The sequence below is a fragment of the Candidatus Nebulibacter yamunensis genome, assembly GCF_024208055.1.
Classification (GTDB): Bacteria; Pseudomonadota; Gammaproteobacteria; order Francisellales; family Francisellaceae; genus Caedibacter; species Caedibacter lacustris.
Map to the genome: position 1 here is coordinate 1 of NZ_JAMBMW010000018.1, position 12554 is coordinate 12554.

At 36.6% G+C, this 12554-nt stretch carries 12 protein-coding genes and 1 pseudogene; 7 read left to right on the forward strand and 6 right to left on the reverse strand.

Features of this window, described 5'->3' with window-relative positions:
* A pseudogene (locus M1V25_RS07990) lies at positions 1-107 on the forward strand (IS5/IS1182 family transposase); the annotation flags it as partial.
* A 349-nt stretch (positions 108-456) separates the two neighbouring features.
* Here the strand turns inward: M1V25_RS07990 and M1V25_RS07995 are convergent.
* The 4 genes from M1V25_RS07995 to ubiG are packed head-to-tail and all read right to left on the reverse strand — an operon-like array spanning position 457 to position 3609.
* Positions 457-1461: a hypothetical protein gene (locus M1V25_RS07995; RefSeq protein ID WP_498842950.1), complete on the reverse strand. Its 1005-nt coding sequence runs from the start codon at positions 1459-1461 to the stop codon at positions 457-459.
* Positions 1462-1521: 60 nt separating this feature from the next.
* Entirely contained in the window at positions 1522-2286 is a 765-nt protein-coding gene (locus tag M1V25_RS08000) for a hypothetical protein (protein ID WP_116964411.1), read from the reverse strand.
* Positions 2262-2948 (reverse strand): HAD family hydrolase, encoded by a 687-nt coding sequence (locus tag M1V25_RS08005; RefSeq protein ID WP_157966648.1) that lies wholly within the window; start codon positions 2946-2948, stop codon positions 2262-2264. The genes M1V25_RS08000 and M1V25_RS08005 overlap by 25 nt, the downstream gene beginning before the upstream one ends.
* Positions 2911-3609, reverse strand: a complete 699-nt coding sequence (gene ubiG, locus M1V25_RS08010) for a bifunctional 2-polyprenyl-6-hydroxyphenol methylase/3-demethylubiquinol 3-O-methyltransferase UbiG (protein WP_116964413.1) — start codon at positions 3607-3609, stop codon at positions 2911-2913. The genes M1V25_RS08005 and ubiG overlap by 38 nt, the downstream gene beginning before the upstream one ends.
* A gap of 275 nt (positions 3610-3884) precedes the next feature.
* Between ubiG and ocd the strand changes: the two genes are divergently transcribed.
* From ocd to aroE, 4 genes are read left to right on the forward strand one after another with little or no spacing between them, the layout of a single operon-like run.
* Complete coding sequence (gene ocd / locus M1V25_RS08015; protein ID WP_116964414.1) at positions 3885-4967, forward strand: ornithine cyclodeaminase; 1083 nt, start codon at positions 3885-3887, stop codon at positions 4965-4967.
* A 41-nt stretch (positions 4968-5008) separates the two neighbouring features.
* The gene (locus M1V25_RS08020; RefSeq protein WP_498842951.1) at positions 5009-6289 is read left to right on the forward strand and encodes an arginine deiminase; all 1281 of its coding nucleotides are present in this window, start codon (positions 5009-5011) and stop codon (positions 6287-6289) included.
* A gap of 17 nt (positions 6290-6306) precedes the next feature.
* Positions 6307-7224, forward strand: coding sequence for a citrulline utilization hydrolase CtlX (gene ctlX, locus M1V25_RS08025; protein WP_116964415.1), 918 nt, complete (start codon positions 6307-6309; stop codon positions 7222-7224).
* Between the two features lie 17 nt (positions 7225-7241).
* Positions 7242-8039: a shikimate dehydrogenase gene (gene aroE, locus M1V25_RS08030; RefSeq protein WP_498842952.1), complete on the forward strand. Its 798-nt coding sequence runs from the start codon at positions 7242-7244 to the stop codon at positions 8037-8039.
* On the opposite strand, the gene M1V25_RS08035 is transcribed toward aroE, so the two are convergent.
* Complete coding sequence (locus tag M1V25_RS08035) at positions 8036-8965, reverse strand: RluA family pseudouridine synthase (RefSeq protein ID WP_498842953.1); 930 nt, start codon at positions 8963-8965, stop codon at positions 8036-8038. The genes aroE and M1V25_RS08035 overlap by 4 nt on opposite strands.
* A gap of 279 nt (positions 8966-9244) precedes the next feature.
* Between M1V25_RS08035 and M1V25_RS08040 the strand changes: the two genes are divergently transcribed.
* Positions 9245-10438 carry a glycine C-acetyltransferase gene (locus tag M1V25_RS08040; protein WP_498842954.1) on the forward strand — a complete coding sequence of 398 codons (1194 nt, stop codon included), beginning with the start codon at positions 9245-9247 and terminating at the stop codon, positions 10436-10438.
* Positions 10439-10450: 12 nt separating this feature from the next.
* Positions 10451-11500 carry an L-threonine 3-dehydrogenase gene (tdh, locus tag M1V25_RS08045; protein WP_498842965.1) on the forward strand — a complete coding sequence of 350 codons (1050 nt, stop codon included), beginning with the start codon at positions 10451-10453 and terminating at the stop codon, positions 11498-11500.
* A gap of 339 nt (positions 11501-11839) precedes the next feature.
* Here tdh and M1V25_RS08050 read toward each other — a convergent pair whose 3' ends face one another.
* Complete coding sequence (locus tag M1V25_RS08050) at positions 11840-12547, reverse strand: tetratricopeptide repeat protein (RefSeq protein WP_498842955.1); 708 nt, start codon at positions 12545-12547, stop codon at positions 11840-11842.
* Positions 12548-12554 lie beyond the last annotated feature (7 nt).

Consider the following 12554-nt stretch of genomic DNA (forward strand, 5'->3'; position numbering starts at 1 on the left):
TAAAACGTTTTAAAATTATTGCCGACAAATATCGGAATAGACGAAAAAGGTTTGGACTTCGATTTAATTTAATAACGGGAATTTACAACTTTGAATTGACTAATTGAGGTTTGGAAAGAACTCTATTCATTCGTGAGTGTGTCTTATTGTCATGGCGGGATGCACTTTGGGGGTACGAGCGTCAGTTGATTGGCTAGTCAGACATTGTTGCCACTGCCGAGAATCGGCTATTGCTTGGTTCAGATAATCCGATAGAGATTTCTTGTTTGCTTAGGAAAGTTAAAAACTCAACAGGTCGGAGAATTGCTTCGTGTACTATAAACCAGCAATCGATGGGTATGATCCAAGCCGGCACAGCATTAAAGAGAATAAAGCAAGATTGCTTTCAAAGTGGGAGCAGTATCTTTCTGAAACAAGGCAGGATATTGGAATATCCAAGTAACTGTTTTATAAGTTTTAATTATTTGCAACTGAAACCGTCGCACCACTAACGGAAAGCGTACAAATTAAATCACTATTTTGTGCACTTTGACAACTTGATATAGGGAACGAGAAACTAATATTTGTAGTGGTATTAACGGAATTTGTAATTTGGGCATAAAGCCTAGCTATTTGATAGTTTGAAGCTTTACCATCAACGGTGATGCTCGTTAATGCGTAACTAGAAGAACCACCAGTTAGTTGGTCAGTTGAAAGGTTTGTCGCGTTACTGGACATGGTCAAAACACTACCACAATTTACATAGTTTTGATTACAGAATTTAATGGAAGTGTAAGTTGGACTTGTACCACTGCTACTACCTATAATTCTAAGGTTAATCGCATTATCGGAGGAAATATTGGCAAAAGGATCAATGAAAGCATTGTTTTCTTTGGCAATACCATAGACATAACCCTTTGAATTTACTGCTTTTAAAGTAGCTTGAAACTTAGTAGATGAACTCGTGCTACTTATTGGATAGTAGCCGCCATAATTAGTATTATTATAGGGATTGGAATAGCTTGAGTTTGAACCAGATGATAAGGTGTCATTAGCTATTTTTTGATCTTGCTCACTATTTTGATCTTTATTAAGGTATGGGTTGTCTGAATTCTCAGTGCTTTTATCGACGCTAGCTTGTTGGCTATAAGGATTATTGCTTTGATCAGAGATAGGCGCACCTCCTGGGACAAAGATCGGACTATTCATTGCTTCTCTATCCAGTGGGAGTAAGTTCTGTATAGTCTTAGGCATTTGAGGAGTAGCTACGTTTGGTTTGGACAACTGAATCAATTTTAATGACTGAGTTAAGGCTTCTATTTCTTGGTTGATTTTTTGCAATTGCAAAATCTGTTCTTTTTCTTTTGCTGCCAGTGCAATATCTATACTTTTAGTATTTTGTGTAGCTGCAATTGCTTGACTTTCAGCATTAGCTAAATTCATCAAAAAGCTTAATAGCAGCATCCAACTTATTCTTTTCACAATCACTACCTTATAAAAAGGGCTAAGGTAGATTTAATTGTACAAGAACAGCGCTACAGATCAAAGCTTTGATGCAAAACTTGCAGTAAATAACAATAATAAAGGCGAAATAACAATACTTTGCCTAAACGGATTGTCTACTTTTTTAATAAATTTTTGGGCGCTCACTAATTGTAGTTTATTGAGGGTGATAAATGGCATGAGGGATTTATCAAAGGGTTTTAGCTGTTGTCGTAATAACTTGGCTTTAGTTAATACATTATGAGCAATTTCACGAAACACACCTTGATCAACTTGTGGCGTAAGTCTTGCGTCTAAGCTTATGTTTCTTGAGTAATGCTTTCCAATTAATAATAAATGTCGGATTAATTGATCCGAAGCGTTGAGGGTGCTGACTTTTTGTCGATCAATACAACCAAGCAATTTTGCTTTAAGGCTTGCTACTCCTAAAAAACTGTCGCTTAAGTCATTTTCAAGTTGTTGTTGTCGCCCTTTAGCAATTGTTTGCAGTGCGTAGTTTAAGTCATGGTTTAACCACAATACTAAATCTTCCGCTCTAAAATATTTTACAACAAAATTGAGTAATGGATGATTTAGCATCTTACCTGTTTTAAGTTTTTCTAGCTCAGTTTGCCACCACTGTAGTTTTTTCAAAGCAGGATAGGGTTCTTGATAAAACTCTGACGCTTTGATCCATTGGTGTTTTAATTGGTCAAGTGCATACAAAACCTCAATTTTTTCGTTATCAAGCCGTCGATAGGCATAATAGTAAATACTACCATAAACGGGTTTATTCCCCTCTAGGCATTCATATAAGTAATCCACGTGATTAACTGCTCCACGTTTGAAATTTTTAAATCATATTCCTGTACAGTCAATTTAACTGCTTCATAACCGTAATTAGCAAAGATGCGGTAGCATCCTGCGTATTTAGCTGCACACATATCGGTTTTCGCATCGCCAACATATGCTGTGCACCTATGTGAGACATTAAGCTTTTGCATTGCATATAACAATGGCATTGGATGTGGTTTTTTATATGTCAAATCATCTGCACATACTACAATTGCAGCGCTTTCAAACAAGGGGAGTTTGGGTAACACAGCTTCGGTCAAAACCCTTGTTTTACTTGTTACCACACCCCATTTGATTGCTTTTTTCTGTAAAGTTTCAAACAATTCACGCACGTTGGGGTAACTTTCTGTTGTATCTTGTGCATGAGTTTGATAGTGCCAAAATGCCGTTTCTTTTAAGCTTATAAGCTCATCTTTTGTCAATTTACCATTGATTTCTTTAAACAAAAACTCAACTCCTCTGCCTGCATGTTTAAGAAGTGTTTGTTCTTCAAATGCCACTTGCAAATTGTGTGCTATAAATGCATAACGAATGGCATTGAAAATGCCGGTTGAAGAATCTAATAATGTCCCATCTAAGTCAAATAATATAAGCTTAAGCTTGTTTCTTAAATGCGATGATATAATTGACATCGGCATCTCCTCCAAGTGACAGCGTTTTTGTCAAAAAATTGTAATGAACACCTTTGATTTTAATTGCTTGCAAACCATATTTTCTTGCAGCCTTAATAAGCTCCATCGGTTTGATATACTTGGCATATTCATGAGTACCTTTGGGGATTAAATTCATTACATATTCTGCCATGACGATCGATAACAAATAGGATTTTAGATTGCGGTTTAAAGTAGAAAAGAACAACCAACCGTCATTTTTTACAAGCCTCGCACATGATGCAATGATACTTTCTGGATCTGGCACATGCTCTAGCATTTCCATACAAGTAACAACGTCAAAGTTATTGGTTTCTTGTTGGGCTAAGCTCTCCACCGTTTGCTGCAAATAACGAATGTCTAAACCAGACTCCAATAAATGTAATTTAGCTATGCTTAATGAAGCTTCTGCTAAATCTAAGCCTGTTACATAAGCACCTTTATAAGCCAAGCTCTCAGTCAAAATCCCACCACCACAACCGATATCAACAACCCTTAAATCATTCAGCTTGCCAACGCATTGCTCTATAAATTGAAGTCGCAATGGATTGACTTGATGCAAGGTTCTAAACTCGCCATCTTCACACCACCATTGATGCGCTAATGCGCTAAACTTATTAATTTCAGATTGATCTACATTCATAAACAAAGGTGTGTTTGCAAAATATATGCCATCATAACAAAAATAAATAGCTACGGGATACCCATCACCAACTTTTTATTATCAGTGTTGGATTTTATTGTTAAGAATGCTACAGTGGGCTTCATTTGCTTAATTCTAATTGCTATTTTAAATTATTAAATTTATAGTTTCCTTTGTTATAAAATTACAATGACTGTGATGGGACGATTAAAAAGTTCACCTCTTTAAAATTTTAAAGTGCGTAAGTCTAGTAAATAAGGAAAAGGAGGAACAAAATGATTAAAGTTATTTCAGTTGAAAAGCTTGCTGAGCTCATACATAAACATGGGTTAAAGCAATATTTTATTGATTTAATGGCAACCTTAAAAGGCGACTTTTTGCGTTGGCAAGAATTTGACAAAATCCCACGCCCAGCTTTCCATGTACCAGATGGGGTGATAGAACTTATGCCAACGGCAGACAAACAACTGTTTGCCTATAAATATGTCAATGGTCACCCTAAAAACCCATTACAGAACAAGCAAACCATTATTGCAACGGGACAGTTGTCGAAAGTTTCTGATGGACATCCATTACTTATTTCTGAAATGACAGTTTTAACTGGTTTAAGAACAGCAGCAACAGCAGCCCTAGCTACTGATTATTTGGCACGTAAAGATGCTAAAACCCTAGCACTTATTGGTACTGGTGCGCAAAGTGACTTTCAAGCCTTGGCAACAGCTCTTGTACGAGATATCAAAACGATTCGTTATCATGATATCGATCCAAAAGCGATGTGTCGCTTTGAGAAAAATATGCAGACTTATAATTTTGAATTGGTTCCATGTAAAAGCAATGAAGAAGCCATTAAAGGTGCAGATATCGTTACTGTGTGCACAGCATGCAAGGCGCACGCTATTGTGATTGAAAATGACTGGGTTAGACCTGGCGTGCATATCAATGGTTTAGGTGGAGATTGTCCAGGCAAAACTGAGCTAGATAAATCCATCTTAACACGTGCTAAAGTCGTAGTTGAGTTTTTTGAACAATCTTTTATTGAAGGTGAAATTCAGTGCTTTACTGAGCAAGAGGCTAAAAAAGTTGTTTATGCTGAGCTGTGGGAATTAATTGAAGGACAAAAACAAGGACGAACTTCAGCCGATGAAATTACAGTTTTTGATTCGGTTGGCTTTGCCTTGGAAGATTTTTCGGTGTTAAAACTCACTTACCAATTAGCAGAAAAATATGATATTGGCGTGCCAATAAACATGATTCCAGTTTTAAAAGATCCAAAAGATTTATTCTCGGTGCTTAATGACTATGGAGATAATCAGGCACTTCAAATACATCAAACAGCACAAACAGTTGGCTCAATATAAACCTTTTTGATAATTAAATATTAAGAAAAATTGGAGAAAGTATGTTTTATGAAACCGCTACAAGTCAAGGTTTGGAAGGTGTGAGTATGCCAGATACCAAAATTGACTTAACTATATCTAGTGAGATTGCACCATTAAAAACGATTTTATTAAAAAGACCTGGAAAAGAATTATGTAATTTAACTCCTAATAATTTAGAAGAATTGCTTTTTGACGATATCCCTTATTTAGAAAATGCACAAAAAGAGCATGATGTATTTGCTAATATATTAAGGCAGCAAGGTGTAGAGGTTTTATATCTAGAAGATTTAGCAGGAGAGGTTTTAGATAATCAAATACTAAAAGCAGAGATAATCAATACTTTTCTTGGGCTATCAGGGATAAGAAACGTAAATATTGTAGATGGTTTAAGGGCATACCTTAGTCAGTATTCTGGAAAAGAGTTGTGTCAACAACTTATGTCTGGTTTAAAACGCAATGAAATTAAATTATCAGACATGGGGTTAAGCACACAAATCGCACGTAAGGATGACTTTTGGCTTCATCCAATTCCAAATTTATATTTTACACGTGATCCTGGAGTAGTATTTAGTAACATGGCTTGCCTAAATAGCATGTATGCAGAAACAAGAAGAAGAGAAAGTATTTTTATTGAAAGTGTACTTAAACATCATTCACGGTTCAGTAGAAACCTGACACTAGATTTGCGCTTAAATCATGGATCAATAGAAGGTGGTGATATAATTGTTTTAGATAAAAATACACTGGCTATTGGTGTTTCACAACGCACATCAGCACAAGCGATTGAACAATTAAGCCATCAACTATTTTTTGATGATAGACTGAAAACCTCACACACTATTAAAAAAATCTTAGCATTCAAAATTCCAGTAAGTCGTGCATTTATGCACTTAGATACAGTATTGACTCAGATTGATTACGATAAAGTAACGATGCACAGAGGAATTGTACATAAAACAACTATATACCGTCTTTCTGCTGGAGATTCCCAAACGGTTAAATGTGATGAATTAACAGGTGATATCGGTAAAATTTTGTCGGAAGAGCTCAGTAGAGAGATCGAAATTATTTATTGTGGAGGCGAGGATACAATTACAGGTTCACGCGAACAGTGGAGTGACGGCGCAAACACTTTGGCACTTAGACCAGGTGAAGTCTTTGTGTATCAGCGTAATGCTGCAACGAACAGACTATTACAAGAGAAAGGGATTAAAGTTTATGAAATCCCATGTTCAGAATTATCTAGAGGAAGGGGGGGGCCACGCTGTATGTCGATGCCACTCGTGCGTAAAGAGATGTAGTCAAAGGTTAATATTATATGAATAGAATTGCAAATACAGTTGTCATGGTTCCGCCAACACACTTTGCTTTTAATGAGCAAACTGCTGTGAACAATACGTTTCAGAATAAACTGAACTTAAGTGAATCAAAGCTTACTCAGCAAGCAATGACTGAATTTAATGATATGGTGAATAAAATTCGTTGTTATGGAATTGAAGTAATTGTATTACCATCACCTAAAGAAAATACTCCTGATGCGGTCTTTCCCAATAATTGGTTTAGCACGCATGAAATCAAAGACCAGAAATACCTCTATATTTACCCTATGTTTAGCAAGAATCGTCAAGCTGAAGTGCAAGTTGAAGCATTACAAAATGCTTTGCTACAAAAGACGGGGCGTAAATATATCATTCAGGATATAAGAGCTTTAGCAAATGGACGCGCCTTAGAAGGAACGGGAGTGTTTATATTTGATCATACAAGTAAAACGGCTTTTCTTGCCTTATCTGAGCGAGCGGATATTGAGCTTGCACGCAAGGTTGTTGAAAAATTAGGTTATAAACTTGTTACCTTTAGCAGTACAGACAAAAATGGCAAGCCAATTTATCATACTAATGTCATGCTTGCCATTGCCGACAAATTTGCGGTTATTTGTTTAGAGGCAATTTCTGAGCAAAAAGAGCGCCTCATGGTACAACAGAAGCTTCAAGCAATTGGTAAAGAGCTAATCGATATTTCTTTTGAGCAGCTTTACCATATGGCTGGAAATGTATTGCAACTTACAAATCAAAAACATGAGAAATATTTGCTGATGTCTAAACAAGCAGAAAATGTGTTGACTGAAGCGCAGAAACAACTCATTGATAAATATTGCCACCGCCTATCGTTTGATATCCCCACTATTGAAACGGTTGGTGGCGGTAGTGTGCGCTGTATGTTGGCAGAAGTTTTCTAAAAATCCATGGGGGATCAATGGCAATACAAAGCATGCTTGATCAATATTACGTGATTGGTTATCCTGTTAAACACACTCTATCACCCAAAATACATAATGAGTTTGCCAGTCAAACGAAGCAAAATATGTGTTATGGAACACTTGAGGTTTATCCTGATAATCTTGAACAAACGCTGAATATGCTTAAATTAGATGAGACTGTTAAAGGTCTAAGTATAACTCTACCTTTTAAAGAAAGGTTATATGAATATTGTGATCACTTAGAGCCGTTGGCAGAACAAGCACAAGCAGTCAGCAACGTGATTATCAATAATAAGCGAGAATTTATTGGTTTAAATCTTGATGGGTTGGGGTTAGTTAATGATATTAAAAACAATTTATACTTTCCGATTTACGCTAAAACGATATTAATTATAGGCGCAGGAGGAGCAGTAAAGGGTATTTTAGGTGCATTATTGCAAGAGGGACCAAGTAAAGTTGTGATTGCTAATCGCACACTAGCTAAAGCACAAATATTGGTTGAACGTATACAGTTACATAATACACAGCTAGAAGTCCAAGCTTTAGATGATATTATCGGTAGCTATGACCTTGTAATCAATGCTACATCAGCTAGTATCGATAACCAGCAGCTACCACTCGATTTGACAAACTTTAATAAAGGTGCCTTAGGTTATGATTTGATGTATGCGCAAAATGGTACGGTTTTTACACACTGGTGTAAGCAAAATGGCATTAATGCAGTAGATGGGAAAGGTATGCTCACGGAGTTAAGTAAGATTGCCTTTTATTGCTGGCGAGGTGTAAGAATTTAAAAAGATGAGATGAGTCTAGTACATTCATTATCGTAACTCACTGTAAACTCTCGTCTTTCGCCTGTTTTAGGATCACTGAATTCAAGTTTGGCAGAGTGTAAAAAAAGGCGCTTAAATCCTTGTTGATAAAGTTTTTTATCTTGCTCTTCTACCCCATATTTTTTATCACAAACAATTGGATGATCAAATGCGGCTAAATGAACACGAATTTGGTGGGTACGTCCTGTGTGAGGAGTTGCCTCAACAAGTGTGTAGTCATCAAATTTTTGTAAAATGCGAATGCTTGTTAGAGCATCTTTGCCTTGTATTTTGTCAACTTTGACTACACGCTCGCCATGCGGCAAAAGGTGGCGTTTAAGTGGTAGATCAATTTGCTTGACTTTTTTCGACCACGTACCGTGCACTAATGCATGATAAGTTTTTTGTATTTCACGTTTTTTCAAAGCTTCATGGAAATATGTTAGGATGCTATATTTTTTAGCAATGATCATGCAACCTGATGTTTCTTTGTCTAACCGATGAGCAAGCTCCAGTTTTTTAGCGTATGGACGTAATTGTCTTAAGCGTTCAATCAAGCCAGAACTCACGCCTGAACCACCATGTACCGCAACGCCTGAAGGTTTATTAATAATCATATAATCGTCGTTTTCATATAAAATAAGCGACTCAAGGAAGTTCAGATGATCTGCGCTGATTTTTATTGATTTGTGATCATCTTCTAATGTGAACGGTGGAATGCGGATAATATCACCTATTTGGACACGATAGGTTTGTTTGATGCGTTTTTTATTCACCCGCAGCTCACCCTTACGAATCCAACGATAAATCAAAGTTTTTGGCAATTTGCTAAATTGACCGATTAAAAAGTTATCAATGCGCTGACCATTACGATCTGGATCAACATTTAGGTATTGAACTGAAGTCATATTAGTGCCTTTATTTACTCCGACATAAACGCTTGACGTTGTTGGTAAGTGTCTTGCTGATGAAAAACTTTAGTTAAGTGTACCAAAAAAAATAACAAAAATGCTGAGAAAATTGAAATCTGTCCAAAAGCAGATTGTGATCAAGATTTAAAAATCGCGAAGGTAATTATGCTGTGATATTTACTCATAAAGCGATGGAGTGCTCGTAAATTCTTCGACTTTTAAGCGTGGTTGGTTACAATAGTCTGGTTTTATTTAGACTATCAAAAAGGACGCATAATGAATAAAGCATTTTACGATTACCTTAAACAAGGCATTCAAGAAATTAAAGACGCTGGTATCTATAAAGCTGAGCGTATTCTTAACTCTCCTCAGTCTTCAGATATTACCTTAAAAAATGGAGAGCATGTCATTAACTTCTGTGCCAATAATTATTTGGGACTGGCAGATAATAAAAAACTGATTGAAACAGCTAAGTTAGCATTAGATAAATATGGCTATGGCTCAGCATCTGTACGCTTTATTTGTGGGACTCAAACACCGCACAAAGAGCTGGAAGAGTTGATTAGTGATTATTTGAAGATGGACGAAACCATCGTTTTTCCATCTTGCTTTGACGCAAATGGTGGTGTGTTTGAATCACTATTAAATACAGAGGATGCCATTATTAGTGATCAATTGAATCATGCTAGTATTATTGATGGAATCCGCTTATGCAAAGCAATGCGTTTTCGCTATCAAAACAATCATATGGCAGATTTAGAAACGCAGTTAAAAGCAGCAGATGAAAAAGGTGCGCGCTTTAAGCTGATCGTAACTGATGGTGTGTTCTCAATGGATGGTATTATCACAAATTTAAAGGGCATATGTGATTTAGCCGATAAATATCATGCACTTGTCATGGTTGATGATTCACATGCCACTGGTTTTATTGGTGAAAAGGGACGGGGCACACCAAGCTTTTGTGGGGTTGAAGGTCGAGTTGATATTATCACTAGTACACTTGGTAAAGCATTAGGTGGCGCTTCAGGTGGTTTTGTTGCAGCACGCGCACCAATTGCTGAAATGCTAAAACAAAAAGCACGCCCTTATTTGTTTTCAAACTCTCTGGCACCGATGATTGCAGCAACCTCAATTGAAGCGATTAAGTTAGCAATACATTCAGATGAACGCAGAGAAATCTTACAACGTAATCAAAAGTATTTTAGACAAAAGATGACCGAAGCAGGATTCAACCTTATTCCAGGACAGCATCCTATTATTCCTGTAATGTTATATGAAGAGAAAAAAGCAGCGCAAATGGCAGAACAACTACTTAAAAAAGCTATTTATGTCATCGCATTTTCTTATCCTGTGGTACCAAAAGGCTTAGCACGTATTCGGACGCAGATGTCGGCAGCACATACGGTTGAACAAATCGATAAAACTGTAGCTGCCTTTATTGAAGTTGGTAAAAAAATGGGTGTGATTTAAATGCAAAAAACAATGAAAGCACTATCAAAGCTAAAAGCAGAACCTGGGATTTGGATGACAGAATTACCCATCCCCGAGGTTGGACATAATGATGTATTGATAAAAGTCAAAAAAACAGCGATTTGTGGTACAGATTTACATATTTACTTATGGGATGAGTGGTCACAAAAAACAATTCCAATCCCCATGGCAGTTGGACATGAATTTGTTGGTGAAATCATTGAAGTAGGCTGTGAAGTAAAAGGATTTAAAGTAGGTGATCGCGTATCTGGTGAAGGACACATTACTTGTGGTTTTTGTCGCAACTGTCGCGCAGGTAAGCGTCATCTATGCCGTAATACGGTTGGGGTGGGTGTTAATCGCCAAGGAGCTTTTGCAGAGTACCTAGTCATCCCTGCTGAGAATACTTTTAAAGTGCCAAATTATGTGAATGATGATGTTGCCAGCATGTTTGATCCTTTTGGTAATGCGGTACATACGGCATTATCATTTGATTTAATAGGTGAAGATGTATTAATCACCGGTGCTGGTCCAATAGGTATTATGGCTGTAGCCATTGCGCGCCATGTCGGAGCTAAACATATTGTCATCACCGATGTGAACGAATATCGCTTAAATCTGGCAAAGCAATTGGGTGCAGATATCGCATTTAACGTAAGCGTGTATAAATCAGCACAAGAACAAGCTGATGCACTTAAAAAATGTATGCAGCAATTAGGTATGACAGAAGGTTTTGACGTTGGCATGGAAATGTCTGGTAATCAAAGTGCTATTCCAGCAATGATTAAAACAATGAATAATGGTGGCAGTATTGCCATGCTTGGCATCAGTAAGGGAGAGCTCAGTGTACCTTGGAACGATATTGTATTTAAAGGCTTGCATTTAAAAGGCATCTATGGACGTGAAATTTATGAAACTTGGTACAAAATGGCAAGTATGGTGGGCTCAGGTTTAAATATTAGTTCTGTCATTACACACCAGTTTCATATAGATGACTTTATCAAAGGATTTGAATTAATGAAGTCTGGTCAGTGTGGTAAAGTAATTTTGAATTGGAGCTAGAGTCTGTCTCTCCATCTAACTGTGTAAATTTTTCATAATTCCAAATTCTGCCTTCAAATTTGATTAAAAAATGAGACATAGCTTCACTCCAATTGGGAGTATTCAAATAATTGTGTAAATTCATTCCTAGGTTATGATGATAAAAACATATAATCTAGGAACGAAAGACGAGAAATAGAAAACAAAATGAAGCTTTAAATCAAGCGCGTGATCTGATTGTTGATTCAGGCGCTGATCTGTCAAATTTATTTAAATCAGAAGGTTTGCTAAAACAACTCACATAAGGGTTAATTGAATGCGCTTTACAAAGTGAATTAAAATTTGAATATTTCCTTAAATTTATCTAATTTCCTTCAACTGCTCTTGTGCTTTTGCTATCAGATCTGAATGTGGGTATTTTGCAATGATTTCATCAAGGTATTTTTTTGCTATTTTGCTGTTGCCTTTACTTATTTCCAGTAATGCCAAGGCATACGTTGCATCGGCGATTTTAATACTTTTAGGATATCGTGTTACAATCGTTTTGAACTGTTGATAAGCAAAATCTATGTCACCATTGATAAGGTAAATTTGCCCCAACAAATATAAAGATTCTGAATAGTGCTCACCATTGTAATAATCTTTAAGATATTGCTTAAATAAGCCCTCAGCATCTTTATACTTTTTCGCTAGTAGTGCTTTACTTGCTTTGTCAAACGCAGCGTTATCATTTTCTAACCTTAACTCCTTGGGTGAGGGTTTATTGATTTCTTTTTTAAGCGCATTTAACTCTTTTTCAAAAGTCGCAAGCTTGGAATCTATCAACACATTAAGTTGATTGATTTTATAGCTATTGAGCTCAATTTGACCACGTAAGTCATTGAGCTGTTGACGAAAATCTTGATTACTGACCTTATTTTGTTGATTAATCAAATATTGCACTTGATTGCTCAGCTTAGTAGTTTCAAGTTTAAGGTTTGCAACATCCGCATTTAAGTTTGCAAACACTAAACCTGGCGCAAAAACAAACAACACCCCGCACATGCCTAGCTTTCTTACTTTTGTCATAACTACT